A 25915-nucleotide genomic window follows, 5' to 3' on the forward strand; every position below is an offset into this window, starting at 1 on the left:
AGCGGCTGGACGTCGACAGGCGTGGCCGCCGCGGCCGCCGTCAATGCAACGCGCGCGGCACGTGCGCCGGGCGAGCGCCGTGCGGATCAGCGGAATCGCTGGAATCGGCCGGGGCGTCGGCCGCGCGCAGCGGCCCGCCCGACCACGGCTGCGTCGACACCGAGAAGCCGAACGTATTGACGCCGCCGGAACACGCGACGAACACGCCGCCGCCGTGCATCTCGGCCACGGCCTTGACGATCGACAGCCCGAGCCCGTGGTTTTCCTTGCTGTTCGCGCGCGCTTCCTCGAGCCGGTAGAAGCGCTCGAACACGTGCGAGCGCTGCACCGGATCGATCGGCTCGCCGGGGTTCGACACGGCCATCTCGACGAGCGTGTCGCGGCGCGCGATCGTCACGTTCAGCGTCGCGCCCGGCGCCGAATGCTGGATCGCGTTGATCAGCAGGTTCGTCATCGCGCGGCGGAACAGCGACGGATCGACGGCCGCGCGCGCATCGCCGTGCAGTTCGGCGCGCAACCGCGCCTCGTCGAGCGGGATTTCGAGGAAGTCGAGCATGCGCCGCACCTCGTCGGCGAGCGACACGTCCTTCAGGTCGGTCGCGCGTTCGCCGCGGTCGCTGCGCGACAGGAACAGCATGTCGTTGATGATCACGCGCAGCCGCTCGAATTCCTCGAGGTTCGACTGCAGCGTCTGGCGCATCCGGTCGACCGAGCGGTCGCGGCTCGTCAGCGCGACCTGGGTCTGGCCGATCAGGATGCTGATCGGCGTGCGCAACTCGTGCGCGACGTCCGCGTTGAACGCTTCGAGCCGCGCGTAGGTTTGCTGGATGCGTTCGAGCGCGCCGTTGAACGACGTCGCGAGATCGCGCAGCTCGGTCGGCAGCGCGTCGGTGTGCAGCCGCTGGCGGCGGTTCGTCGCGCTCACGCTCGCCGCGTCCTGCGACAGCCGGTCGAGCGGCGCGAGCCCGAAGCGCGCGACCGCGCGGCTCAGCAGCAGCGTGATGACGGTGGCCGTCGCGATCAGTGCGGCCAGCGTCCAGCCGAAGCGGCGCAGCATCCGCTGCGTACGCTCGCACGACGTCGCGACGACCAGCTGCAGCGTCGGCCGCTCGCCGGCGCCGGCCAGCGTGACGGTTTTCGTCATCACCGCGTAGCTGCTGTCGTTGAGCTGGTAGCGCTGGAACGCGCCGAACGGCGGATCGAGCGGCACGCCGTTGACGGGGCTGCCGAAGCGGAACGCGGGGTCGGTGCTGATCACCTGATAGTGCGTCGAGCCGTCGGGCGGTTCGAGATCGGCGAGTTTTTCCTGCATCAGGCGGCCGCGCGTGGCGGTGGTCGCGTGCGACACGATCATCGCGGCGACCTTGGCGCGCGTGTCGAGCGTCGCGCGCAATTCGGCGAACAACTGGCGCTCCATCATCACGAACAGCCCGCAGCCGACCAGCGTGAACACGAGCAGCGACACGATGCCGAACATCGCCGAGAGCCGCAGGATGATCGAGCGTTTCATGCGCGCCGCTCCGTGTCGCCGTCGTCGCGCGCCTCGAGCACGTAGCCCATCCCGCGGATCGTGTGCAGCAGCTTGTCCGCGAACGGGCCGTCGAGTTTCACGCGCAGGCGCTTGATCGCCGTCTCGACCACATTCGCGTTGCTGTCGAAGTTCACGTCCCACACGAGTTCGGCGATGGTCGTTTTCGACAGCACCTCGCCGCTGCGTCGCGCGAGCACGCCGAGCAACTGGAATTCCTGCGCGGTCAGGTCGAGCCGCGCGCCGTCGCGGGTCGCGCGGCGGCCGATCAGGTCCACGCGCAGGTCGCCGATCGAGATCAGCGTCGATTCCTGCACACGCGCGCGGCGCGTCAGCGCACGCAGCCGTTCGATCAGTTCGAGGAACGAGAACGGCTTGGTCAGGTAGTCGTCGGCGCCGCCGCGCAAGCCCCGCACGCGATCGTCGACACGGTCGCGCGCGGTCAGCATGATCACCGGCGTTTGTTTCTGCGCGCGCAACACGCGCAGCACGCCGAAGCCGTCCAGCTTCGGCAGCATCACGTCGAGCACGACCACGTCGTAGTCGAATTCGACGGCTTTCCACGCGCCGTCCTCGCCGTCGAGCGCGGTGTCGACGACCCAGCCTTCCTCGGTCAGGCCGCTCTTCAGGTATTCGACGACTTTCGGTTCGTCTTCGACGATCAGCACTTTCATGGTGGTTGTCCGCGTAACCAGGTTAAGGGCGGGTCAAGGGCCGACGCTCGCGCCGCGCGGCGGGGCCGCCGACGCGACGTCGGACGGCGCGGGGCCGTTCGACGCAGCGCCGTCCCAGCCGCCGCCGAGCGCCTTCGCGAGAAACACGACGAGCGCCGCGCGCTGGCCCTGGATCTGCACGGCCTGGCGCTCGCTCGTCAGCAACTGCTGCTGGGCCGTCAGCACGTCGATGAACGGCGTCAGGCCGCCCGCGTAGCGGTCCTGCGCGAGCGACACGAGCTTGCGCGCGTCGTCGACGGCCGCCGACGCCTGCTGCGCCGCCTGCGCGAGCACCGACAGGCCGGTCACCGCATTTTGCACCTCCTGGAACGCGGTGAGCACGGTCTGCCGGTAGCTGGCCTGCGCGGCGACGTAGCCGGCCTGCGCGAAATCGACGCCGGCCTTCAGCTTGCCGCCCTCGAACAGCGGCTGGCTGAGCGACCCGCCGACCGACCACAGCAGCGCCGGCACGGTGAACAGGCCGGCGAAGCGCGTCGCGTCCCAGCCGATGTCCGGCGACAGCGTGATGCGCGGGAAATACGCGGCGCGCGCGACGCCGATCTGCGCGTTCGCGGCGGCCATCGCGCGCTCGGCCGACGCGACGTCGGGGCGCCGCTGCAGCAGGTCGCTCGGCATGCCGGTCGGCAGCGCGGGCGCGTTGATCGGCACCACGCGCGGCGGCAGCGAGAACGCGGGGGCCGGCGTGCCGACCAGCGTCGCGATCGCGGTTTCGACCTGCGCGCGCTGCTGGATCAGCAACTGCGCCTGCGTGCGCGTCGCGTCGAGCTGCGCGCGCTGCTGCAACAGGTCGAGGCCCGATACCGCGCCGAGGTCGTGGCGCGCGCTCACGTAATCGAGCGCCTTTTGTTGCAGTTCGATCGAGCGCCTGACGACGTCGATCTCGGTATCGAGCTCGCGCAGCGCGAAATAGCTCGATGCGAGATCGGCGCTCAGCACGAGGCGCGCATTCGCGAAATCGTCGCGCGCCTGCTCGGAGCTGGCCTGCGCGGCTTCGACGTTGCGCCGCACGCGGCCGAACAGGTCGAGTTCGTAGCTGACCGCCGCGCCGACCTGGATCTCGTTCTGCACGGTCGACATGCTCTTCGTCGCGTAGTTGGTCTGCGGCCGGTCGGCGGAGATCCTGAAGCGCTGGCCGCTCGCGTTCAGCCCGACGGCCGGATACTGCGCGGACGCGACCGACGCGAGCGTCGCCTTCGCCTGGTCGTAGCGCGCGGCGACCGCCTTCAGGTTCTGGTTGTTGCGCAGCGCATCGGCTTCCAGCGCGTCGAGCTGGGCGTCGCCGAACGCGGTCCACCAGGCCGGATCGAGCGGCGCGCGGGCCGGCGCGGCCGGTTGCCAGTATCCGTCGGCCGGGTCGAGCCGCCACGCGGCCGGCGTGTCGACGGTCGGGCGACGGTAATCCGGGCCGAGCGTGCAGCCGGCGAGGGCGGCCGCCGCGACGATCGCGACGGCGCCGACCGCGGCCGGGTGCACGCGGGTGCGTATCGCACTCACGACTTCGCTCCCGCGACGGCCGAGGCCGGCTGCGCCGCCGGCGCCTGCTCGACGACCGCGTCGCCGGTCGCGAGCGCGTCGCTCGGGTTCGCGACGAGGCGATCGTTCGGCGTGATCGGCCCGTCCACTTCGAGCGTCTGCCCGATCGTGCGCACGACCGTCACCTGTTTCAGCCGGACCTTGCCGTTCGCATCGACGGTCGCGACCGTCGGGCCTTCGGCGCGGAACAGCAGCGTATTGGCCGGCACCTGCAGGCGGCCGACCGGCGTCATCGGCAGCGTCGCCTGCACGTATGCGCCGGGCAGCAGCCGCCCGTCCGGGTTCGGCAGCGTGATCTCGATCTGCAGCGAGCGCGTGGCGACGTCGATTGCCTGCGACGTGCGCGTGATCGTCCCGTCGAAGGTCCGCCCCGGCAGCTCGGCCTGCGCAACGCTCACGTGCTGGCCGACCTTCACCTGCTGCGCATACGCCTGCGGCACCTGCACGTACAGGCGCAGCCGGTCGGCCTGCACGACCGTGAACAGCGCGCGGCCGGCGTTGCCCGAATTGACGAGATCGCCGACGTCGACGTTGCGCTGCGTGACGATCCCGTCGATCGGCGCGACGATCCGCTGGAAACCCTTCAGCTCGGTGAGGCGGCGCATGTTCGCGTCGGCCGCGGCGAGGTTCGCGGCGCCCTGGCTGAACGCGCCTTGGCGGTCGTCGAGTTCCTGCTGCGACACGGCATCGCGCTGGCGCAACTGCTGCGCGCGGTCGAACGACGTCTTCGCGAGCGCGAGCGCCGCTTGCGCCTGCTGGCGCTGCGCGGTGGCCTGCGCGAGTTCCTGGTTCAGCTCGGGCGTGTCGAGTTCGGCGAGCGTTTGCCCCTGCTTCACGTGCGCGCCGATGTCGGCCTGCCAGCGCAGCACGTAGCCGCTGGCGCGCGCATAGATCGGCGCCTCGACGAAGCCGCGCAGCGTGCCCGGCAGCGTCAGCTTGCCGCCGGTGGCCGCGTCGACCGGATGCACGACGGTTACGTACTGGCGCGTGTTCTGCTCGGCGACCGCGTCGAGGTGGTGCCGGTTCAGCACGTTGACGACGATGGTGCGCGCGGCGCCCGCAACGAGCAGCACGCCGATCACGATCGCGACGATCCGCCCGCGTCGCGACACCGACGCGCGCGCCGGCAGGTGCATGCCGTGTTCGTCCACCTGGATGCCGACGGCGCTGTGATGTTTCTCTTCCATGAATTCAACCAATTCAACCGGGTAGTGGGGCGAAAGTCAGTGACCGGCCTGGCGCGCGCGCCGCCGGGCCAGCCGCGCATGCACGCCGCCGAACACGAGCGGCACGAACAGCAACGTCGAAACGGTCGCGAACAGCAGCCCGCCGATCACCGCGCGGCCGAGCGGCGCGTTCTGCTCGGCGCCTTCGCCGAGACCGAGCGCCATCGGCACCATCCCGATGATCATCGCGAGCGCCGTCATCAGCACCGGGCGGATCCGTGTCGCGCCGGCTTCGAGCGCGGCCGTGAGCGGCGGCGCGCCGGCCGCGAGGCGTTGCCGCGCGAACGAGACGACGAGAATGCTGTTCGCGGTCGCGACGCCGACCGTCATGATCGCGCCCGTCAGCGCGGGCACGCTCAGGTGCGTGCCGGTGATGAACAGCATCCACGCGATGCCGGCGAGCGCGGCCGGCATCGCGCTGATGATGATCAGCGGATCGAGCCACGACTGGAAATTGACGACGATCAGCAGGTAGACGAGCACGATCGCCATCGCGACGCCCGCGCCGAGGCCGACATACGACGTGCGCATCGTCTCGATCTGGCCGCGCATCGTGAGGTCGGTGCCGCGCGGCAGCGTCGCGCGCGCGTCGGCCACGATGCGGTCGATCTCGCCCGCGACCGCGCCGAGATCGCGGCCCTCGACGCTCACGTACACGTCGATCGCCGGGCGGATGTTGTAGTGCGTGATCACGGCCGGGTTCACGGTGCTGCGCACCTGCACCAGGTTGCCGAGCAGTTGCAGCGGCATGCCCGTGCGGCCGCTGGCGGAGATCGGCGTGCCGAGCAGGTCGTCGACCGACGACAGGTTGTATTGCGGGGTCTGGATCTGCAGCGGGTATTGCACGCCGGTGCGCGGGTTGATCCAGAACGACGGCGTCGTCTGCGAACTCCCCGACAGCGAGATCAGCATGTTCTGCGCGACGTTCTGCGCGGAGAGATTGAGCTGCTGCATGCGCGTACGGTCCATGTCGGCCAGCAGGGTCGGTTCGTCGTTACGTTGCAGCACGTGCACGTCGACGGCGCCGGGGATTTGCCTGATCTTTTTCATCAGGCTGCTCGCAATCGTCATGTTACTCGCGAGATCGTTGCCGAGCACCTGCACGTCGATCGCGGCCGGCTGCCCGAAGTTGAGAATCTGCGTGATGATGTCCGACGGCTGGAAGAAGAACTCGACGCCCGGGAAGCGCTGCGGCAGCAGCGTGCGCAACGTCTCTACGTAATGCGCGGTTGCGCGATGGCCCGGCTTCAGCGCGATCAGCAGCTCGCCGTCGAGCGTGCCGATCGTGCCGGCGTTGCTGTACGACAGGTTGATGCCGCTCACCGGCAAGCCGAGGTTGTCGACGATCGCGCCGAGCTCGTCGGGCGGCACGGTTTCGCGGATCACGCGCTCGACCTGGTCGGCGAGCCGCGCGGTTTCCTCGATCCGGTAGCCGGTCGGCGCACGCACGTGCAGCCGGAGGTTGCCGGAATCGGCGTTCGGGAAGAAGTCGCGGCCGAGCGCGAACACGAGGCCCGTCGACAGCACGCAGAAGGCGAGGAAGCACAGCGCGTAGAAGCGGCGGCGCACGAGCAGGATGCTGAGCAGCACGATGTACCACGCGCGCAGCCGTTCGAACGCGTGGTTGAACGCGTGATGGATGCGCGCGAAGCGCGACGTCGAAGCGGCGGGGCCGGTGCTCGCCTGCTGCGGGCGGAACAGCAGCATCGCGAGCGTCGGCACGAGCGTGCGCGACAGCACGTACGACGCGAGCATCGCGAACACGACGGCTTCCGCGAGCGGCACGAACAGGAAGCGCGCGACGCCCGTCAGGAAGAACATCGGCACGAACACGATGCAGATGCACAGCGTCGACACGAGCGCGGGCACCGCGATCTCGCCGGCGCCTTCGAGAATCGCTTCGTGCAGGTCGGTACCGAGGTGCAAGTGCCGCTCGATGTTCTCGATCGTGACGGTCGCATCGTCGACGAGAATGCCGACCGCGAGCGCGAGCCCGCCGAGCGTCATGATGTTGATGGTCTTGCCGAGCGCGGACAGCGCGATCAGCGACGTGAAGATCGACAGCGGGATCGAGATCGCGATGATCAGCGTGCTGCGCCAGTTGCCGAGGAACAGCAGGATCATCATCGCGGTCAGCACGGCGGCGATCAGCGCCTCGTGGATCACGCCCTGGACGGCCGCGTTCACGAACACCGACTGGTCGAACAGCGGCGTGATCGTGAGCCCTTCGGGCAGCGTCGGGATCACCTTCGGCAGCAGCGCCTTCAGGTCCGACACGACCTTGAGCGTCGACGCGTCGCCGCTTTTCAGGATCGAGATCAGCACGCCGCGCTGGCCGTTCTGGCGCACGACGTTGGTCTGCGGCGCGAAGCCGTCGCGCACCGCCGCGACCTCGCGCAGGTAGGTCGTCGCGCCGTTGATCGTCTGGACCGGCAGGTTGCTGATGTCGGCGACCGTATCGGCCGACGCGTTCGTGTCGATCCGGTATTCGGTCTGGCCCATCTTCGCGGTGCCGGTGGGCAGCACGAGGTTCTGCGCGTTGACCGCGTTGACGATGTCGGCCGGCGTGAGCCCCTTCGCTTGCAGCGCCCGCGGATCGAGGTCGATCGCGACCACGCGCGTACGACCGCCGTACGGAAACGGAATCTGCACGCCCGGCACCGTGATCAGCTGCGGGCGCAGGAAGTTGAGCGCGATGTCGGCGAGCGACTGTTCGCTGAGCGTCTTGCTCGACAGCCCGAGCTGGATCACCGGAATGCTCGACGCGGAATAGGTGATCACGAGCGGCGGCGTCGCGCCCTGCGGCATCTGCCGCACGATCGCCTGCGCGGACGACACCGTCTGCGCGATCGCCGTCTGCACGTTCGCGCCCGGTTGCAGGAACACCTTCACGACCGCGATGCCGGGCAGCGACGTCGATTCGACGTGCTGGATGTTGTTGACGGTCGTCGTCAGGATCCGTTCATGGACGGACGTGATGCGGTTGGTCATCTCCGTCGCGGAGAAGCCGCTGTAATTCCAGATCACGCTGATCACGGGGATGTTGATCGCGGGCAGCACGTCGACCGGTGTGCGCATCAGCGCAAGCGGGGTGGCCAGCACGATCATGATGGCCATCACGATGAACGTGTAGGGGCGCCTGAGCGCGAGATTGACGATCCACATGGAGGCAGCGGGGCAGGCGGTGATCGGGCGGCGGTGAAGGGAACCCGAATGATAGGCGTCGGCCCGCAACGGGTTACTGTCGCGAAACTGGCGGAATCGTCAGGTTGGGGCGCGCCGGCCGTCGGCCGATTCCGCAGACGGAATGCGCGGGCGAGATGGCGACGGTTTCGCGCATCGGGCGGCGCTCACAGCTGCTCCATGCCGAAGCGCGCGAGCGCGTCGAGATCGACGACCTCGATCTGGTTGTACGCGAGCCGCAGCGCGCCGAGCTTCTCGAGCTGCTGCAGCGCCTGGTTGATCCGCTGGCGCGACACGCCGACGAGCATCCCCAGTTCCTCCTGCGAGATCGACAGCGACGGGCCGGTATCCGGATACAGCGCGGGGTTGAAGAGCTGCGCGAGCGCCTGCGCGACGCGCGCGTCGACGTCGAGCAGCCGGCTGTTCTGGATCGACGCGATGAATTCGCCCATCCGGTTGTTCAGCTGATGAATCACGAAGCGCGTGAACGGCAGGCTCGTGTCGAGCAGCGCATGGAACGTGTCGACCGGCACGAACAGCACGGTCGAGCGCTGGATCGCGACGACCTCGTACTTGCGCAGCTCGCGCTTGATCACGCTGCCTTCGCCGAACCAGCCGCCCGACGGCACGCCGGAAAACGTGCAGCCGCGTCCGGACACGTTGAAGATCGCGAGCTTCAGCAGCCCTTGATGGACGCCGATCCAGTATTCGGACGGCGCGAGCCGGTGCGCGATCACGTCGCCGGCGTCGCACTGTTCGACGTGCGACTGGGCGAGCACGAGCGCCTGGTGTTCGGGCGCCAGCGTGCGGAACCACGCGCACTGGCCGAACAGCGTCGCGAGCGGCGGCACCGGGCCCGGTTCGGGGAGCGTGTCGGCCGGCTGGGCGGCCGCGTCGGGATGGTCGTGCATGGGTGCGGGTTTGCGAGGATAGGGATAACGCGCAGCGCTCGAGCGGCACTCTGTCGTTTCGATGACAGACGGCTCACAATAGCGCCCGTTAGGCTGTCGGCAATTGAACCACATCAAGACGATCCGGGGTGCACGCATCCCGGTGGACAGAACACGGGAGACAGGATCATGACGCAGATGTTCGAGGCCGGGCTCGGCCGCCGCGATGCCAATTACGTACCGCTCACCCCGATCGATTTCCTGATCCGCGCGGCCGAAGTCTACGGCGAGCGCCTCGCGATCGTGCACGGCGACGTGCGGCGCACGTGGGGCGAGACCTGCACGCGCGCGAAGCAGCTGGCGAGCGCGCTCGCGCAGGCCGGCGTCGGCCGCGGCGACACGGTCGCGGTACTGCTGCCGAACATCCCGGCGATGGTCGAGGCGCACTTCGGCGTGCCGATGGCCGGCGCCGTGCTGAACACGATCAACACGCGGCTCGACGTGTCGTCGGTGCTGTTCATGCTGCGTCACGGCGAGGCGAAGGTGCTGATCGTCGACACCGAATACGCGGAGGTCGCGCATCGCGCGGCGCTCGAGGTGCCGGGCCTGAAGATCGTCAGCGTGGCCGACGCGATGCCGGCCGACCCCGACCGTTTCGCGGACGCGACCGACTACGAGACATTCGTGGCCGGCGGCGACCCCGACTACGCATGGACGCCGCCCGCCGACGAATGGGAGGCGATCGCGCTGAACTACACGTCGGGCACGACCGGCGACCCGAAGGGCGTCGTCTACCATCATCGCGGCGCGTATCTCGCGGCGATCAGCAACATCCTCGAATGGGACATGCCGAAGCACGCGGTGTATCTGTGGACGCTGCCGATGTTCCACTGCAACGGCTGGTGTTTCCCGTGGGCCGTCGCGGCGCGCGGGGGCGTGAACGTGTGCCTGCGCAAGTTCGACGCGAAGACCGTGTTCGACCTGATCCGCCGCGAGCGCGTCACGCATTACTGCGGCGCGCCGATCGTGCAGAGCGCGATCGCGAACGCGCCGGCCGAGTTGCGCGCGGGGATCGACCATACGGTGCACGCGATGGTCGCGGGCGCGGCGCCCGCGCCGGCCGTGATCGCGAAGATGAAGGAGATCGGCTTCGACCTGCTGCACGTGTACGGGCTGACCGAGGTCTACGGCCCGGCGACCGTCTGCGCGAAGCAGGCGCACTGGGAAACCGCGTCCGACGAGGAACGCGCGCGGCTCAATGCGCGCCAGGGCGTGCGCTACCACCTCGAAGCGGGCGCGACGGTGCTCGATCCCGACACGATGACGCAGGTGCCGGCCGACGGCGAGACGCTCGGCGAGATCATGTTCCGCGGCAACATCTGCATGAAGGGCTACCTGAAGAATCCGAAGGCGACCGACGAAGCGTTCCACGGCGGCTGGTTCCATACGGGCGATCTCGCGGTGCTGATGCCGGACGGCTATATCCGGATCAAGGATCGCAAGAAGGACATCATCATCTCCGGCGGCGAGAACATCTCGAGCATCGAGGTCGAGGACGCGCTGTACCGGCATCCGGCGGTGGCGGTCGCGGCCGTCGTCGCGATGCCCGACCCGAAGTGGGGCGAGGTGCCGTGCGCGTTCGTCGAGCTGCGCGAAGGCGCGAGCGCGACCGAGGCGGAGATCGTCGCGCACTGCCGGCAACTGCTCGCGGGCTTCAAGGTGCCGAAGGTCGTGCGCTTCGGCGAGCTGCCGAAGACGTCGACCGGCAAGATCCAGAAGTTCCAGTTGCGCCATGCGGTCGGCTCGGACAAGGCGATCGACCTGGCGGGCGACAAGAAGTAAGCGAGCCGCCCGGCCCAGGTTGATCATCGGTCGTGCGTCACGCGCTGCGTTCGAGCCGGAACACGCTGACGGCGTCCGACAGCTGAGCGGCCTGGTCGCGCAACGCGACGGCCGCGCGCTCGGCATCGGAGATCAGCGTCGCATTCTGCTGCGTCGCTTCGCCGATCTGCGTGACGGCCAGGTTCACCTGCTCGATCCCGGTCGATTGTTCGCGCGACGCGGCGCTGATCTCGCCGATCAGCGTGCGGACCTGGTCGACCCGCGCGACGATGTCGCGCATCGTGCCGCGTGCGGCGTCCGCGATCCGGTAACCCTGTTCGACGGTCGTCGACGATTCGGCGCTCAGCGCGTCGATCTCCTTGACCGCGGCCGCGCTGCGCTGCGCCAGCGCGCGCACCTCGGCCGCGACCACCGCGAAGCCCTTGCCGTGCTCGCCGGCGCGGGCGGCCTCGACCGCCGCGTTCAGCGCGAGGATGTTGGTCTGGAACGCGATGCCTTCGATCGCACCCGTGATCTCGGCGATCCGACGCGTCGCGCGGCCGATGTCGTCCATCGTCGCGACCACGCGCTGCACCGCGGCGTCGCCGTTCGTCGCGGCGGCCGATGCGTCCGCGACCAGCGCGTTGGCTTGTGCCGCATGCTCGGCGCTCTGCTGCACGGCGGCGGTGATCTGTTCCATGCTCGCGGCCGTCTGTTCGACGCTGCTCGCCTGCGTCGCGATCCGCGCGGCGATGTCGCCGCTGCCGGCCGCGATGCCGACCGTGCCGTGCGCGATGTCGGCCGCGCTGTTGCGCACCTGCGCGACGATGCGCGCAAGGCCGTCGCCGATTCCGTCGACCGCCTGCACGAGACGGCCGATCTCGTCGTTGCCCGCGCGGTCGGGCACGTTCGCGCCGTCGCGGATCCGCACGCTGAGATCGCCCGCCGCATAGCGCTCCGACGCGCGGGCGGCGGCTTCCAGCGGCCGGCTCACGACGCGACGCACGACGATTACGAACAGCGTCGCGAACGCCGCGACGAGCACGGCGCCGATCATCAGGAAGCGGTTGCGGGTGGCGCGCATCGTGGCGAGCAGTTCGTCGTCGAGCGCGATGCCGCCGACGAGCCATTGCCACTGCGGAATCGTCGTGAAGGACACGACTTTCGCGGTCGGCCCGCGGTCGTGCGCGGCCGGGTCGGTCGACGTGTACGCGAGCCGGCCTTGGGCCGTCGCGAGCATCTGCGCGTAGGGCGCGCGCGTGTTGTCGGCCGGCTGGCCCGCCGCGTCGGGATGCACGACGAAGGTACCGCGCGACGGGCCTTGCGACGCATCGAGCACGAAGTAGTAGCCGTTGTCGCCGATCTTCAGCGAGCGGATGCCGTCTTGGACGAGCTTGAGCTCGGCGCCGATGTCGAGGCCGACGAACAGCGCGCCGATCACGCGGCCGGTCGCGTCGGTCACCGGCTTGTACTGCGTGATGTACGTTCGGCCGAACAGCTTCGCGAGGCCCGTGTAGCTGCGCCCCGCGACCAGCGGCGCATACGCGGGGCCCGCCCGGTCGAGCTTCGTGCCGACGGCGCGCGCGCCGTCCTGCTTCTTCAGCGACGTCGTGATGCGCACGAAATCGTCGCCGTCGCGCGCGAAGATCGTCGCGATCGCGCCGCTTTTCTTCAGGAACTGATCGGGAATCGAGTAATCGAGGTCGAGCGGCTGGCCGCCCGCGAAGAGGGTCGGCGCGGCGACGCCGCCGATATCGACGGTGCGTGCCGGGTCGAGCGAGAAATCGGCCGGCAGGAAGCTCGCGAACAGCGACATCGAGCGGTTGGCTTCGGCGGTCAGCGCCTTGTCGAACAGGTCGACCATCGCGCGGATCGACTGCTCCCTGTCGTCGATCCGCAGATGCGCTTCTTCGGCGAGCTGCTGGCCGGCGAAATGGGCGAGCGTCCACGCGAACACGGTAAACAGCAGGGCGACGAGCGTGCACGCGAGCGCGGCCAGACGCGCGCCGACGCTCACCCGGCCCAATTGGGTCAGTCTCATGGAACATCCTGAGTGGGAGTGAGAGGGGGCGGAACGCACGCGTCACCGCTCGTGGACCCGTTAATACGGCAACTTTCGCGAAATCTTTAGCGGCTGTCGCGAATCGCGAACCGGCAGGCGGGCGAAGGGAAAGCGGCGGTCAGTGGGTGACGAGCCACGCGACGGCCAGATAGCGGCCGACCTTGGCGATCGTCACGATGACGAGAAAGGTCGGCAGCGGTTCGCGCAGCACGCCGGCGATCATCGTCAGCGGATCGCCGATCACCGGCGCCCAGCTCAGCAGCAGCGACCAGCGGCCGTAGCGCGCATACCAGCCCTCGGCGCGCGCCAGCGCCGACGGCTTGACCGGAAACCAGCGGCGCTCGCGAAAGTGCTCGATGCCGCGTCCGAGCGCCCAGTTGATCGCCGAGCCGGCGACATTGCCGACGCTCGCGACGAGCACCAGCGCCCACACGGGTTCGCGGCCGGCGAGCAGCAGGCCGGCGAGCACGGCCTCGGACTGGAGCGGAAACAGGGTCGCGGCGACCATCGACACGGCGAACAGGCCGCCGTAAGTGAGCAATTCGGGCATCGCGCGATTGTACTGGCGACGTCGCCGCCGGTGCGGTCGTGCGGAAAGGAACGCGTCGGCGGTTCTCAGTTCCAGCCGACCATGATCGCGCCCATCCCGACGAGCAGCCCGCCCGTCACGCGGTTCATCGCACGCATCCGCGCGGGCCGCTGCAACGCGCGGCTCAGCCGGTGCGAGAACAGCGCCATCGATGCGACGCCGCCCGCGAACAGCAGGGCGAACGTCGCGGCGAGCAGCAGATATTGAAGGTTCAGGCTCCAGTCGGCAGTCGGGCTGATGAACTGTGGAAAGAACGACGGAAAGAACAGCAGCGTCTTCGGATTCAGACCGGAAGTCGCGACGCCGCGCCAGAACAATGCGCGCCGGGTGTCGGTGTCCGGCGCGGCGCTTGCCGCGGTGTCGGTGCCGGTATCGGCCGGCGCCGCGGCTGCGCCGGCCGGCGCGCGGCTCAGCCATTGCTTGCCGCCGAGCCAGACGAGATACGCGGCGCCGGCCCAGCGCAGCACGGTCAGCGCGTGTTCGTCGAGGTGGACCAGCGAGTTCAGGCACAGCGCGGTCAATGCGAGTTGCAGCAGCACGGCGAGCGTGCCGCCCCAGACGCACGGCAGCGCACGGCGCCAGCCGGTGCGCAGCGCCTGGTTCATCGTGAGCAGGTTGACGGGGCCGGGGGCGTAGATGAGGACGACGGAAGCAGCGAGGAACGACAGATAAAGCTTGAACGACATGACGGACGGGCAGGAACGAGGAAGCAGGCACCGGCCCCGCACGCGGTCGGATAGGCGTGCGGGCGGCGGGGAATCGCATGCCTGCCGGCCGGCCCCGCAACTCGTGATTGCGGTCGTGCGTCCCGCTGCGACGGGTGATCGCGGGGAGCGTGCCGGGCAGCAGGCATGAAGAAAATGTATCAAGCAGGCCGGTTAAAAGGCTTCCTGTTTTCCAGCAAAACGGATCTGAAACCGGAATGTCGTTCAGATAGAATCACGTTTTTCAGTAGAAGATTCTTCTCATCATGGCTACCCGCGAACGCACGCCGAAAACGCTCGACAATCAGGACCGCAAGATCCTCGGCGCATTGCAGAAAAATGCGCGTCTGTCGAACGCCGAACTGGCCGAACAGATCGGCATGTCGACCACCGCCTGCTGGAACCGCACGCGGCAACTCGAACTCGACGGGTACATCGACGGCTATGTCGCGCTGGTCAACCAGCGCAAGCTCGGCTATGCGGATATCGTGATTCTCGAAGTCACGCTCGATCGCCATGAAGACGACGCGCTGGCGCGCTTCGGCGCCGAACTGGCGGCGCTGCCCGAGGTGCTCGAGGCGTATCTGGTGTCGGGCGAGTACGACTACTGGATCAAGGTCGCGGTGGACGGCACGGCCGGCTACGAGCGCTTCCTGCGCGAAAAGCTGTACCGGATCTCGAGTATTCGCCACAGCCGCTCGATGTTCGCGCTGCGATGCATGAAGGACGTGCCTTCGATTCAGGTGTGACGCAAGGGAAATGCGAGCGCGACCGGCGTTGAAACGAAACGGCGGTGCATGCGACGAGGCGCCGACGCGGACGTGACCGGCGAACGGCCGAAAGGAAAGGCTCACCGGCGGGGCTGCCCGCAGAGCCACAAAAACGGATGAATCTTCCGTTCGGGATGGCCGGGTGTTAATCGCCCGTCGGAGGGGAATGGCTTCTCACCGAGGCAACCGGCTTGCAGCAAGTGATCCGCGCCGATACGTACGCATCCGCGCCGGCATCGGCCTGAAACACGGCCTCGATACGATCTTGAAACGCTCGCCACGCGCCGAGCGCATTCGGCCGGGCCCCGGCCTCTTGCTATCCGACCGGCGCACCCGTCGCGTGCCCGGCGCAACAGCTGCTCGCGGCGCGCGTCAGCGCCGGCGCATCAGGCGACCGGCGATTCGCTCAGCGCGGCAGGCGCGCGTGTGCTTCAGCGATGACTTCGCAGTTCTCGAGGTGCAGTGCCCAGGCTTCTGCCAGCAGCTCGCCAACACGTGCGAGCCAGCCAGTGGATTGGGTGGAACGATCGGAGACATTAGACGTTTGCATGACGAAGCCCCATATAGGTGGCGAGTTAGGGATAACCCTAATCATAGCGAAACGGCCCCGCTTTGTGAAATGCGATTTCGTTATATGAGAATTACTGACAATTGATGTTGCTGCTGCGCAACATGAATATTGGCAGTCCGCGCTCGTCGGGCACGCGTGACGAGGCAGCCCGCGCGGCCTCGCGGGCAGAAAGAAAGGGAGTCGAAGGTACGTGGGGAGAAGGGCGTGGCTACCGGCCGATCCACCCGAAGCGCCAGGACAGTCGCCGCGTCGCGGCGCGCAGCGCTTGCGCCAGTTCGCTCTCCGGCTCGCGCGGGAAGCCGCGCGACGAACCGATGATCGCGATCACGAGGCGGATGCTGCCGGTGTGATCGAACACCGGCGCGGCGATCGTCCCGATGCCCGGCACCGGCGCGTCGAACGCGAAATCGAGTTCGTCCGCGCGAATCGCCGCGAGCCGCGCGCGGAAGGCCGCGTCGTCCGGCACGGCAGGCGCGCCAGCGAGGCGCACGGGCTCGTTGGCCAGCAGGTCGGCCAGCACGTCGTCGGACATGCCGGACGCGAAAATCCGCCCGATCGCCGTATTGACGAGCGACATCACGGTGCCGACCTGCAGGCTCACGTGCTGCGGCCGCGCCGATTCTTCCAGCCGGATCACGGTCGGCCCGAGCGGCCCGAGCGTCGCGGCGGCCACGCTCATGTCGGTCGCGCCGGCGAGCGCGACGATCTCGGCTTCCGCGTCGCGCGTCGGCGACACGCGCTGCATCGCAATCAGGCCGAGCGCCTGCGCGAGCGGGCCGCCGTCGAAGCAACCGGCTTCGTCGCGGCTCAGCAGGCCGATCTTCTGCAGGCTGACCAGATGCGGAAACGCCTTCGCCGCAGGCATGCCGGCCGCCGTCGCGAGATCGCGCAGCGGCAGCGCGCGGCCCGCCGACACCAGCGCGAGTAGCAGGTCGCCGGTGCTGTCGAGCGCATTGATTCCGCGCTGCGCCTTCGCGTCGTCGGCCAGCGCCGGCGGTACGCGCGCGGGACCCGACGCCGGTGCGGGCGCCGGTTCCGCACGCACCGCGCCGAGCGACGCGGTGGCCTGCCGCGCCGCGTCGCGCAACGCCGCGGCGATCGGGCCGTTCCAGTCGACATCGATCGAGCCCGTCGACCCGATGACCGTCAACGCGAGCTGCAGGCGCCCGTGCGCATCGAGGACGGGCACGCACATCCCGCTGACGCCCGGGCTCGGCCGGTCGATGCTGCGTTCGATGCCGCGCGCGCGGATCGCGTCGAGGTCGACGTGTTGCGCGTCGGGGCCCGGCGCGCGTGGCGCGCGTTCGGCGCCGGCGAGCGTCTCGCCCGCGCCGGCCTGGCTGGCCGCCATCGCGTTGATTTGCGCGGCGTCGCCGAACGCGCGGAACACCCGGCCGGTCGCCGTGGTGTCGAGCGACATCACCGAACCGACGTGCAGGTTCACGTGCAGCGGATAGCCGCCGTGCTCGATGCGCACGATCGTCGGGCCGAGCACGCCCGGCACCGACAGCGCGACGCTCAGGCCGACCGTTTCCGCGAGCCGCGCCGCATGCGGCAGCGTCGCGCGGTAGGCCGGCTGGCGCTCGATCGACATCAGCCCGAGCCGCAGCGACAGCGGGCCCGGCTCGTAGTCGCCGGTGATCGCATCGCGCTTCACCAGCGCGAGCCGCGTCAGGCTCACGAGATAGGTGTGCGCCTGCGCGGTGGAGAGGTCGGCCGCCGCGGCCAGCTCCGACAGCCCGAGCGGCTTGCGCCGGCGCGCGAACGCGTCGAGCAGCCGGCCGCCGACCTCGACACTCTGGATGCCGCGTTGCGCCTTGGGCGGCGCGTCGTCCGCGCTGACTTCGTGGTTCTGCACGCGATGATTCTTCCGTTTGACGAAACCCCGCATGGTATCCGACGCCGTTTTCAGCGCCAGCCCGGAGGTTTACCCGCATTAGACAATAACAAGTGTATTTGCCATTGACAAATATTGGGTGCAGGCAGATGATCAGCCCATTCCCCTCAACACATGGCTCGCAGCCACGGAACGCACAATGGCCAAAGCATTCGCCTCCCAAGCCGATCTGGAAGAGAAGAAAGTCACCTGGACGAAGCTGTCCGAGAACGCGTACGCATACACAGCCGAAGGCGACCCGAACTCGGGCGTGATCATCGGCGACGACAGCGTGCTGATCGTCGACACGACCGCGACGCCCGCGATGGCGCAGGACCTGATCGCGAAGATCCGCAGCGTGACCGACAAGCCGATCAAGCACGTCGTGCTGTCGCACTACCATGCGGTGCGCGTGCTCGGCGCGTCCGCGTACTTCGACGAAGGCGCGCAGCACGTGATCGCGAGCCGCGGCACGTACGAGATGATCGTCGAGCGCGGCGAGGCGGACATGAAGTCGGAGATCGAGCGCTTCCCGCGCCTGTTCGCCGGCGTCGAGACGGTGCCGGGCCTGACCTGGCCGACGCTCGTGTTCGAGCGCGAGATCACGCTGTTCCTCGGCAAGCTCGAAGTGAAGATCATGCACGTCGGCTCGGGCCACACGAAGGGCGACACGATCGTGTGGCTGCCGTCGCAGAAGGTGCTGTTCTCGGGCGACCTCGTCGAATACGACGCGGCCTGCTATTGCGGCGACGCGCAGCTCGAACAGTGGCCGGCCACGCTCGAGGCGCTGCGCGCGCTTGGCGCCGAGAAGCTCGTGCCGGGCCGCGGCCCCGCGCTGCTGAATCCGGCCGACGTGAACAAGGGCCTCGACTACACGAAGGATTTCGTCACGACGCTGCTCGCGCAGGGCCGCAAGGCCGTCGAGCGCAATCTCGACCTGAAGGCGGCGATGGCGCTCACGCGCGAGGCGATGGACCCGAAGTTCGGCCACGTGTTCATCTACGAGCACTGTTTGCCGTTCGACGTGTCGCGCGCGTTCGACGAAGCGAGCGGCATCGCGCATCCGCGCATCTGGACCGCGCAGCGCGACAAGGACATGTGGGCCGCGCTGCAGGAGTGAATGGCACGCGGCGGCGGGGCGGCGTTCGCATGATCGTCCCGCCGTTTCACTGAGGGTTGCGGCATCCGCGGCGGCATCGCGCCGCGGCGCCGGCAGCCGTATCCGGTCTCACAAGAAAGCAGGGCGCACGCACGCCCTCGGAGACTGCCGCGCGCTCGATATCGCGCGGCCCGTTTGGAGAGAGACATGCCCCAATCGCTTCCCGCCGAAGCGACGCTCGCGCACGCGAGCGCTTCGGCGCCGACTTCCGCATCCGGCGATGCGCTGCTGTTCCGCAAGATCGCGTGGCGGATCGTTCCGTTCCTGTTCCTCTGCTACGTCGTGTCGTTTCTCGACCGCATCAACATCGGCTTCGCGCAGTTGCAGATGAAGCACGATCTCGGCTTCAGCGATGCGATGTACGGCCTCGGCGCCGCGGTGTTCTACGTCGGCTACGTGTTCTGCGAAGTGCCGAGCAACATGCTGCTCGCGCGGTTCGGCGCGCGCCGCACGTTCACGCGGATCATGCTGCTGTGGGGCCTCGCGTCGACCGGGATGATGTTCGTGTCGCAGCCGTCGCATTTCTACGTGCTGCGCTTCCTGCTCGGCGTGTTCGAGGCCGGCTTCTTCCCCGGCATCGTGCTGTACCTGACCTACTGGTTCCCCGCGAACCGGCGTGCGGCCGCGATCTCCGTGTTCTTCGCGGGCGTCGCGGTGGCCGGCGTGCTCGGCGGGCTGCTGTCCGGCTGGATCATGCGCGACATGAGTGGCGTGCTCGGGCTGCACGGCTGGCAGTGGATGTTCGCGATCGAAGGTGCGCCGGCGATCCTGCTCGCATTCGCCGCGTTCACGCTCCTCGTCGACCGGCCGCGGGACGCGACGTGGCTCACGGCCGACGAAAAGGCGCGCGTCGCCGCGCTGTGCGCCGAAGGCCGCACACACGGCAATGCACACGACGGGCGCAGCGTGCTGGCCGCGCTCGCGAATCCGCGCGTGTACCTGTTCGCGTTCATCTATTTCTCGCTGACCTGCGCATCGCTGACGCTCAACTTCTGGATGCCGCTGATGATCCGCGACTTCGGCGTGACCGACGTCGTGGCCGTGAGCCTCTACACGGTCGTGCCGAATGCGGTGGGCGCGGTGGGGCTGGTGCTGATCGCGCGCCGCTCGGACCGCACCGGCGAGCGCCGCAAGCACTTCGCGTGCTGCACGATCGGCGGCGGCCTCGCGCTCGCGGCGCTGACGCTGCACCTGCACAGCTTCGCGGCGATGCTCGCGTGCCTGTCGATCGCGGCGACGCTGATCTTCGCCGCGCTGCCGATCTTCTGGGCCGTGCCGACCCGCTACCTGTCCGGCAACGCGGCCGCGGCCGGGATCGCGTTGATCAGCAGCATCGGGATCACGAGCGGCATCGTCAGCCCGTGGGTGATCGGGATGATCCGCACGCGCACGGGCAGCATGGATCTCGCCGTGTATCTGCTGGCCGCGCTGCTGGTCGCGAGCGGCGTGGCGCTGATGGTCGGCGTGAAGGGCGAATCCGCCCGGCGCGGCTGAACGTCGGCGTCGCGTTTCCCGTCCGGCCCGTATTCGCATCCATCGAGGAGACGATCGATGTCCATCCCCCTGCAAGCGGACGCCGCGCACGCGGCCGCGTCCGGTTCCGCCGCGTCCGGCAACGACGCGCTGTACCGCCGCATCGGCATCCGGATCGTGCCGTTCCTGTTCGTCTGTTACATCGTGTCGATTCTCGATCGCAGCAACATCGGCTTCGCGCAGTTGCAGATGCGGCAGGATCTCGGGCTGACCGACGCGATGTACAGCCTCGGCGCGGTGCTGTTCTTCGTCGGCTACGTGCTGTTCGAGGTGCCGAGCAACGCGCTGCTGCGCCGCTTCGGCGCGCGCCGCACGTTCGCGCGGATCATGGTCCTGTGGGGCGCGGTGTCGGTCGCGATGATCACCGTCGACAGCGCGAAGCAGTTCTACGTGCTGCGGTTCCTGCTCGGGCTGTTCGAAGCCGGCTTCTTCCCCGGGGTGGTGTTCTATCTGACGTACTGGTATCCGGCGCGCCGGCGCGCATCGGTGCTGTCGATCTTCTATGCGGGCGTCGCGGCGGCCGGGATGGTCGGCGGGCTGCTGTCGGGCTGGCTGATGCGCGGGATGGCCGGCGTGCTCGGGCTGCACGGCTGGCAATGGATGTTCGCGATCGAGGGCGCGCCCGCGGTCCTGCTCGGCGCGATCGCATGGTTCTGGCTGTGCGACCGCCCCGAACACGCGCGCTGGCTGTCCGACGACGACCGGCAGCGGCTCGCGGCCGACCTCGCCGCCGATCGCGCCGATGCGCCCGCGCACGCGGCTGCTTCGCTGCGGCAGGTGCTGGCCGAGCCGCGCACCTATCTGTTCGCGTTCATCTATTTCTCGCTGACGACCGCGCTGCTGATGCTGCTGTTCTGGATGCCGCTGATGATTCGCGAATTCGGCATTCACGACGTCGTGCACATCAGCCTGCTGTCGATCGTGCCGAACGCGATCGGCGCGGCCGGCCTGATCGCGATCGCGCGGCGCTCCGACCGCAAGCGCGAACGGCGCCGGCATTTCGCCGCATGCGCGTTCGGCGGTGCGCTGGCGCTCGCGTTGCTGACGCTGCACCTGCCGAGCATCGTCGCGATGATGGCGTTGCTGTCGATCGCGGCGATGCTGATCTTCGCCGCGCATCCGGTGTTCTGGGCCGTGCCGTCCGCGTATTTCGCGGGGGCCGGCGCGGCCGGCGGGATCGCGCTGATCAGCAGCATCGGCGTGTCGAGCGGAATGATCACGCCGTGGATCGTCGGCGTGATCCGCACGCGCACGGGCAGCATGGATTCGGCGATGCTGATGATCGCCGGTTTGCTGGCCGCGTGCGCGGTCGCGATGCTGCTGGGCGTGCGCGCCGCACCGCGCGGCGCAGGCCCCGCCGGCAGCTAGCGCGCCGCGGTGTAGCGCGGGGCCGGCGTATCGGCCGACAGGTGCGGCGCCATCGTGCGGCGCGCGGCCTCGTACGCGTCCCATTCGTCGCCCGCGTGCAGCGACGGGATCGTCACGAGCTCGCCGCGATCGAACCCGACCAGCGCCGCATCGACCATGTCCGGCGCCGTCATCACGATTTCCTTCGGCAGATGCTCGAGCGGCAGGCCGCCCGTCTGCCAGAAATCGGTGGCCGTCGCGCCGGGCAGCACGGCCTGCACCTGCACGCCCTTGTCGGCGAGCTCGTGATGCAGCGACTGGCTGAACGCGAGCACGAACGCCTTGCTGCCGCCGTACACGCCATTCAGCGTTTCCGGCGAGATCGCGACGATCGACGAAATGTTGATCACCGCGCCGCGGCCGCGCGCGACGAAGCCGGGCACGGCCGCATAGGTCAGCCGCGTGAGCGCGGTCACGTTCAGGTCGATCATCCGCGTCATCGCGTCGACGTCGCTGTCGAGCAGCGGCGCATGCGTGCCGATGCCCGCGTTGTTCACGAGCAGCGTGATGCTCGCGTCCTGTTTCAGCTTCGCTTCGACGGCGGCGAGCGCCGCGCGGTCGTTGAGGTCCGCGTCGACGATCTCGACGCCGCGCTGCGTGTCGTTCGTGATGCGGTCGGCGAGGGCGCTCAGCCGGTCGCGGCTGCGCGCGACCAGGATCAGGTCGTAGCCGCGGCGCGCGAGGCGGTCCGCGTAGACGGCGCCGATGCCCGACGACGCGCCGGTAATGACAGCGGTACCGCGATGTGCTTGCGTCATGATGTACTCCGTTTCAATGAGGATGGCCGGATGGCGTGAAGGCATTCTGGCCTCGAAGCGCGGCGACACAAATGACGTAGATGGGTATGATTTCGGACATCGGGCCATTGGGCACGAAACCGGAGAACGCAGATGCACCGAATCGGCTTTCTGATCAGCGACGGCTTTCAGATCATGGCGCTCGCCGCGCAGTCGGTGTTCGAGTACGCGAACATGGGGATGGACGCGCCGTTCTACGCGATGGACAGCTATTCGGTCGACGGCGGCGACGTGCGCTCGTCGCTCGGGCTGACGGTCGCCACGCGCGCGCTGCGCGGGCGGCTCGGCGTCGATACGTGGATCGTCGCGGGCGTCAACGATCCGCTCGCCGCGCCGGCGCCGGCCGGTGTCGTTGCTTACCTGCGCCGCGCGAACGGGCAGGCGCGGCGGATCGCCGGCATCTGCACGGGCGCGTTCGTGCTGGCCGAGGCCGGGCTGCTCGCGCAGCGCCGCGCGACCACCCACTGGGCGTTCGGCCGGGACATGCAGCGGCACTACCCGGAGATTCGCGTCGAGGACGACCGGATCTTCATCGTCGACGGTCCGATCTGGACGTCGGCCGGGATGACGGCCGGCCTCGATCTCGCGCTCGCGATGGTGGAAAAGGACCTCGGCGCCGACGCCGCGCGGTCGGTCGCGCACAAGCTGGTGATGCATCAGCGCCGCGCCGGCGGCCAGTCGCAGCATTCGGAAATGCTCGAGCTTGCGCCGAAATCCGACCGGATCCAGAACGCGCTCGACTACGCGCGGCGGAATCTCGGCCGCGCGCTGACCGTCGAGGCGCTGGCCGAGGCCGTGCACCTGAGCCCGCGCCAGTTCAGCCGCGTGTTTACGCTCGAAACCGGGCAGTCGCCGGCGAAGGCGATCGAGCGGCTGCGGCTCGAATCGGCGCGGCTGATGATCGAACAGAGCCGCCATCCGCTCGACGTGATCGCGAAGGAGAACGGTTTTCGCGACCGCCGGCACATGCGCGACGCGTTCGTGCGCGGGTTCGGCGTGCCGCCGCAGGCGCTGCGGCGCGATGCGCGTGCGGGCCAGCGGGAAACGGGCTGACGCGCAGCCGCACGCCTGCGCGGGTCGGGAAAATCGCGCAGAATCTCGTCGATATGTTTCGCGAGGAAACACGATGTATGCCGAACCGTTCGACGTTGCAATACCCGACCAGGCACTTGACGACCTGCGTCGACGCCTGCGCGACACCCGCCCGCCGAACCTGACGCCCGCCGAGCCGTGGCAGCAGGGCGTCGACGGCACGTGGCTGCGTGAGCTGGCCGCGTACTGGGCCGACGGGTTCGACTGGCGTGCGGCGGAACGCGCGCTGAACCGGCTGCCGCAGTTCGTCGCGGACGTCGGCGGCCGGCGCGTGCATTTCGTGCATCGGCGAGGCACGGGGCCGAAACCCTATCCACTCGTCGTCACGCACGGCTGGCCCGGCTCCGCATTCGAATTCCATGCGCTGATCGATCGCCTGTGCGATCCGGCCGCGTTCGGCGGCGATCCGGACGACGCATTCGACATCGTCGCGCCGTCGCTGCCCGGCTTCCTGTTTTCTCCGGCACCGGCGGCACCCGGCACGTCGGCGCTGCAGGTCGCCGACTGCTGGGCGGAATTGATGGCCGGCCTCGGCTATCGACGCTTCGGTGCGCAGGGCGGCGACCTGGGCGCGGGCGTGTCGGTCGCGCTCGGCGCGCGGCACGAGGGCGTGGTCGACGGCGTCCATCTGAACTATCTGCCCGGCAGCTACGAACCGCCGATGGACGCCGCGCGGCCGCTGACCGACGACGAGCAGGCATTCCTGAAGCAGCGTGGCGATTGGGCGGCGCTGGAAGGCGGGTACGCGTATGTCCACATGACGAAGCCTCGGACGCTGGCCGTCGCGCTCAACGATTCGCCGCTCGGGCTGGCGGCGTGGATCGCCGAGAAATTCCGTGCGTGGAGCGATTGCGACGGCGACGTCGCGCGGCGGTTTTCGCACGACACGCTGCTGACCGGCATCTCGCTCTACTGGTTCACCGGCTGCATTGGCTCGTCGATGCAGATGTATTGGGAAAACCGGCTGCAGCCGATGCGCTTCGCGGCCGGACAACGCATGGCGGTGCCTGTCGCGTTCGCGCGCTTTCCGAAGGAGATCAGCCGTCCGCCGCGCAGCTGGCTCGAACGCGTATTCGACGTGGCGCAGTGGACCGACATGCCGAGCGGCGGCCATTTCGCGGCGATGGAAGAGCCGGATTTGCTCGCCGACGATATTCGGCGGTTTTTCAGGCGTTTTCGATAACGAGCGGGGCGGCCAGCGACGCGTGCGAAGTACGCCGGTGGCCATCCCGGCGACCGGGTGCGCCGCATTGCGCGGATCGCGCCGCGCCGACGCCCGTCTCGAGTCTTACCGCGTCACGAACGCCGTGGCCGCCTCCGGCGCCGTACGCGCATGCTTGCGCTGGCGCAGCAGCGCGACGCGGCAGTTCTCGCGCGCCGTTTCGCGGCCGTCGTCGTCGAGCAGCACGAGGTCGCCACGCATCACGTTCAGCGTGATCACGTCCTCGCCCGGCGCGCCGAGCGTTTCCGGCGTATGCACGGAGCCGGCCGGTTCGAGCACCGTCGAACCGGCGTGCGCGACCCAGTCGTATTCGCGGTAGCGCCACGCACCCTGCAGCGTATGGACGAACACCTCGCCGTCGTGACGGTGGCGCGGCAGCGTGCCGCCTGCCGGCATCTTGAGCAGCGCGGTCAGCGTGTCCTCGGCCGCGTTGATGTGCAGGTACTTGATCGCGAGCCCCGGCAGGTCGGCGCTCATCGGCAGCCACGGCAGCGCGTCCCCGGGCAGGCACGAGATCGGCGGCAGGTCGGTGGAGGGCGGGGCGGACGGCTGCGTCATGGCGGAAGTCGGGCGGAAACGGGAAGCCCGCATTATCGCAGAGGCGAATCGCGCGGCCGAACGGGGCGCGGCGTCGCGCCGAAAGCGTGCGCGGCAGGCCGATTCTTGCGCGACGGAATATACAGTCAAACTGCACAGTTTGACTGTCGATGTGCTATCTTGAATTCATGAACTCGCCATCGCCTCCCGCCGACACGCTCCCACTGGCCGGTCTCGCCGGCGAACTTCGCATCTCGGTTGGCAAGCTGATGCGGCGGATGCGGGAGCAGACCCATCCGAACGACCTCACGTCGTCGCAGAAATCGGTGCTGCTGCGGCTCGATCGCGACGGCCCGGCGACCGTATCGGCGCTTGCACGGGCCGAAAGCGTGCGCCCGCAGTCGATGCGCGTGACGGTCGCGACGCTGGAGGCGCTCGGCGCGGTCGCCGGCGCGCCCGATCCGACCGATGGCCGGCAGACGCTGATCGCGCTCACGCCCGGTTTCCGCAAGGTGCTGCAAGCGAACCGCGCGGCCAAGGACGACTGGCTGTTCCGTGCGCTGCACGCGCAATTGTCGGCGGCGGAACAGGCGGAGCTCGCGGCGGCCGTGAAGCTGCTGCAGCGGCTCGCCGAATTCCGGGACCCGGCGCGTCCGTAAACCGTATCGACCCGCTCGCCGA

The 25915-nt window shown here is 68.9% G+C and carries 20 protein-coding genes; 8 read left to right on the top strand and 12 right to left on the bottom strand.

Annotated features, from left to right (window positions below; genetic code table 11):
- Nucleotides 1–40 precede the first annotated feature (40 nt).
- From CFB49_RS22020 to CFB49_RS22045, 6 genes are all read right to left on the bottom strand, one after another.
- Nucleotides 41–1510 carry a heavy metal sensor histidine kinase gene (locus CFB49_RS22020; protein ID WP_069616486.1) on the bottom strand — a complete coding sequence of 490 codons (1470 nt, stop codon included), beginning with the start codon at nt 1508–1510 and terminating at the stop codon, nt 41–43.
- Nucleotides 1507–2202 carry a heavy metal response regulator transcription factor gene (locus CFB49_RS22025; protein ID WP_089492308.1) on the bottom strand — a complete coding sequence of 232 codons (696 nt, stop codon included), beginning with the start codon at nt 2200–2202 and terminating at the stop codon, nt 1507–1509. The genes CFB49_RS22020 and CFB49_RS22025 overlap by 4 nt, the downstream gene beginning before the upstream one ends.
- 33 nt (nt 2203–2235) lie before the next feature.
- A complete protein-coding gene (locus tag CFB49_RS22030) occupies nt 2236–3747 on the bottom strand; it encodes an efflux transporter outer membrane subunit (RefSeq protein ID WP_089492818.1) in 1512 nt (503 codons plus the stop codon).
- Between the two features lie 5 nt (nt 3748–3752).
- Nucleotides 3753–4982 carry an efflux RND transporter periplasmic adaptor subunit gene (locus CFB49_RS22035; protein WP_069616488.1) on the bottom strand — a complete coding sequence of 410 codons (1230 nt, stop codon included), beginning with the start codon at nt 4980–4982 and terminating at the stop codon, nt 3753–3755.
- 36 nt (nt 4983–5018) lie between these two features.
- On the bottom strand, nt 5019–8186 hold the full coding sequence (locus CFB49_RS22040) for an efflux RND transporter permease subunit (RefSeq protein ID WP_089492309.1): 3168 nt from the start codon (nt 8184–8186) through the stop codon (nt 5019–5021).
- A gap of 185 nt (nt 8187–8371) precedes the next feature.
- Nucleotides 8372–9115, bottom strand: coding sequence for a Crp/Fnr family transcriptional regulator (locus CFB49_RS22045; RefSeq protein WP_179234931.1), 744 nt, complete (start codon nt 9113–9115; stop codon nt 8372–8374).
- Between the two features lie 168 nt (nt 9116–9283).
- Between CFB49_RS22045 and CFB49_RS22050 the strand changes: the two genes are divergently transcribed.
- Nucleotides 9284–10936: an acyl-CoA synthetase gene (locus tag CFB49_RS22050; protein WP_069616491.1), complete on the top strand. Its 1653-nt coding sequence runs from the start codon at nt 9284–9286 to the stop codon at nt 10934–10936.
- Between the two features lie 37 nt (nt 10937–10973).
- On the opposite strand, the gene CFB49_RS22055 is transcribed toward CFB49_RS22050, so the two are convergent.
- The 3 genes from CFB49_RS22055 to CFB49_RS22065 all read right to left on the bottom strand — a co-directional run bounded on the left by CFB49_RS22055 (nt 10974) and on the right by CFB49_RS22065 (nt 14252).
- Complete coding sequence (locus CFB49_RS22055; RefSeq protein WP_069616492.1) at nt 10974–12956, bottom strand: methyl-accepting chemotaxis protein; 1983 nt, start codon at nt 12954–12956, stop codon at nt 10974–10976.
- Between the two features lie 139 nt (nt 12957–13095).
- Nucleotides 13096–13527: a YqaA family protein gene (locus CFB49_RS22060; RefSeq protein WP_089436426.1), complete on the bottom strand. Its 432-nt coding sequence runs from the start codon at nt 13525–13527 to the stop codon at nt 13096–13098.
- 65 nt (nt 13528–13592) lie between these two features.
- Nucleotides 13593–14252 carry a LysE family translocator gene (locus CFB49_RS22065; protein WP_069616493.1) on the bottom strand — a complete coding sequence of 220 codons (660 nt, stop codon included), beginning with the start codon at nt 14250–14252 and terminating at the stop codon, nt 13593–13595.
- 284 nt (nt 14253–14536) lie between these two features.
- Here CFB49_RS22065 and CFB49_RS22070 point away from each other — a divergent pair, with 284 nt between their 5' ends.
- On the top strand, nt 14537–15019 hold the full coding sequence (locus CFB49_RS22070; protein ID WP_006479115.1) for an Lrp/AsnC family transcriptional regulator: 483 nt from the start codon (nt 14537–14539) through the stop codon (nt 15017–15019).
- An 800-nt stretch (nt 15020–15819) separates the two neighbouring features.
- Here the strand turns inward: CFB49_RS22070 and CFB49_RS22080 are convergent.
- Nucleotides 15820–17469, bottom strand: coding sequence for an IclR family transcriptional regulator (locus CFB49_RS22080; RefSeq protein WP_089492820.1), 1650 nt, complete (start codon nt 17467–17469; stop codon nt 15820–15822).
- Nucleotides 17470–17647: 178 nt separating this feature from the next.
- Between CFB49_RS22080 and CFB49_RS22085 the strand changes: the two genes are divergently transcribed.
- The 3 genes from CFB49_RS22085 (at nt 17648) to CFB49_RS22095 (ending at nt 21547) form a co-directional block, all read left to right on the top strand.
- Nucleotides 17648–18607, top strand: a complete 960-nt coding sequence (locus CFB49_RS22085) for an MBL fold metallo-hydrolase (RefSeq protein ID WP_069616494.1) — start codon at nt 17648–17650, stop codon at nt 18605–18607.
- A 186-nt stretch (nt 18608–18793) separates the two neighbouring features.
- Nucleotides 18794–20140: an MFS transporter gene (locus CFB49_RS22090; protein WP_089492310.1), complete on the top strand. Its 1347-nt coding sequence runs from the start codon at nt 18794–18796 to the stop codon at nt 20138–20140.
- 57 nt (nt 20141–20197) lie between these two features.
- Entirely contained in the window at nt 20198–21547 is a 1350-nt protein-coding gene (locus CFB49_RS22095; RefSeq protein WP_089492311.1) for an MFS transporter, read from the top strand.
- Here the strand turns inward: CFB49_RS22095 and CFB49_RS22100 are convergent.
- A complete protein-coding gene (locus tag CFB49_RS22100) occupies nt 21544–22344 on the bottom strand; it encodes an SDR family NAD(P)-dependent oxidoreductase (protein WP_069616497.1) in 801 nt (266 codons plus the stop codon). The genes CFB49_RS22095 and CFB49_RS22100 overlap by 4 nt on opposite strands.
- Nucleotides 22345–22476: 132 nt before the next feature.
- On the opposite strand from CFB49_RS22100, the gene CFB49_RS22105 reads away from it, so the two are divergent.
- Together CFB49_RS22105 and CFB49_RS22110 are read left to right on the top strand one after the other, a co-directional pair.
- Nucleotides 22477–23436 carry a GlxA family transcriptional regulator gene (locus CFB49_RS22105; protein WP_089492312.1) on the top strand — a complete coding sequence of 320 codons (960 nt, stop codon included), beginning with the start codon at nt 22477–22479 and terminating at the stop codon, nt 23434–23436.
- A gap of 73 nt (nt 23437–23509) precedes the next feature.
- Complete coding sequence (locus CFB49_RS22110; protein WP_089492313.1) at nt 23510–24658, top strand: epoxide hydrolase family protein; 1149 nt, start codon at nt 23510–23512, stop codon at nt 24656–24658.
- A gap of 105 nt (nt 24659–24763) precedes the next feature.
- Here CFB49_RS22110 and CFB49_RS22115 read toward each other — a convergent pair whose 3' ends face one another.
- Complete coding sequence (locus CFB49_RS22115; RefSeq protein ID WP_089436432.1) at nt 24764–25255, bottom strand: 2,4'-dihydroxyacetophenone dioxygenase family protein; 492 nt, start codon at nt 25253–25255, stop codon at nt 24764–24766.
- Nucleotides 25256–25404: 149 nt separating this feature from the next.
- Between CFB49_RS22115 and CFB49_RS22120 the strand changes: the two genes are divergently transcribed.
- Nucleotides 25405–25893: a MarR family winged helix-turn-helix transcriptional regulator gene (locus CFB49_RS22120; protein ID WP_371090545.1), complete on the top strand. Its 489-nt coding sequence runs from the start codon at nt 25405–25407 to the stop codon at nt 25891–25893.
- Nucleotides 25894–25915: the final 22 nt, after the last annotated feature.

This window comes from Burkholderia sp. AU17457, from assembly GCF_002223255.1.
GTDB lineage: Bacteria > Pseudomonadota > Gammaproteobacteria > Burkholderiales > Burkholderiaceae > Burkholderia > Burkholderia sola.

Coding starts and splice junctions, on each gene's coding strand:
- CFB49_RS22020 (WP_069616486.1), bottom strand. CDS start 1,510: ATGAAACGCTCGATCATCCTGCGGCTCTCGGCGATGTTCGGCATCGTG.
- CFB49_RS22025 (WP_089492308.1), bottom strand. CDS start 2,202: ATGAAAGTGCTGATCGTCGAAGACGAACCGAAAGTCGTCGAATACCTG.
- CFB49_RS22035 (WP_069616488.1), bottom strand. CDS start 4,982: ATGGAAGAGAAACATCACAGCGCCGTCGGCATCCAGGTGGACGAACAC.
- CFB49_RS22040 (WP_089492309.1), bottom strand. CDS start 8,186: ATGTGGATCGTCAATCTCGCGCTCAGGCGCCCCTACACGTTCATCGTG.
- CFB49_RS22045 (WP_179234931.1), bottom strand. CDS start 9,115: ATGCACGACCATCCCGACGCGGCCGCCCAGCCGGCCGACACGCTCCCC.
- CFB49_RS22050 (WP_069616491.1), top strand. CDS start 9,284: ATGACGCAGATGTTCGAGGCCGGGCTCGGCCGCCGCGATGCCAATTAC.
- CFB49_RS22055 (WP_069616492.1), bottom strand. CDS start 12,956: ATGAGACTGACCCAATTGGGCCGGGTGAGCGTCGGCGCGCGTCTGGCC.
- CFB49_RS22060 (WP_089436426.1), bottom strand. CDS start 13,527: ATGCCCGAATTGCTCACTTACGGCGGCCTGTTCGCCGTGTCGATGGTC.
- CFB49_RS22065 (WP_069616493.1), bottom strand. CDS start 14,252: ATGTCGTTCAAGCTTTATCTGTCGTTCCTCGCTGCTTCCGTCGTCCTC.
- CFB49_RS22070 (WP_006479115.1), top strand. CDS start 14,537: ATGGCTACCCGCGAACGCACGCCGAAAACGCTCGACAATCAGGACCGC.
- CFB49_RS22085 (WP_069616494.1), top strand. CDS start 17,648: ATGGCCAAAGCATTCGCCTCCCAAGCCGATCTGGAAGAGAAGAAAGTC.
- CFB49_RS22090 (WP_089492310.1), top strand. CDS start 18,794: ATGCCCCAATCGCTTCCCGCCGAAGCGACGCTCGCGCACGCGAGCGCT.
- CFB49_RS22095 (WP_089492311.1), top strand. CDS start 20,198: ATGTCCATCCCCCTGCAAGCGGACGCCGCGCACGCGGCCGCGTCCGGT.
- CFB49_RS22100 (WP_069616497.1), bottom strand. CDS start 22,344: ATGACGCAAGCACATCGCGGTACCGCTGTCATTACCGGCGCGTCGTCG.
- CFB49_RS22105 (WP_089492312.1), top strand. CDS start 22,477: ATGCACCGAATCGGCTTTCTGATCAGCGACGGCTTTCAGATCATGGCG.
- CFB49_RS22110 (WP_089492313.1), top strand. CDS start 23,510: ATGTATGCCGAACCGTTCGACGTTGCAATACCCGACCAGGCACTTGAC.
- CFB49_RS22115 (WP_089436432.1), bottom strand. CDS start 25,255: ATGACGCAGCCGTCCGCCCCGCCCTCCACCGACCTGCCGCCGATCTCG.
- CFB49_RS22120 (WP_371090545.1), top strand. CDS start 25,405: ATGTGCTATCTTGAATTCATGAACTCGCCATCGCCTCCCGCCGACACG.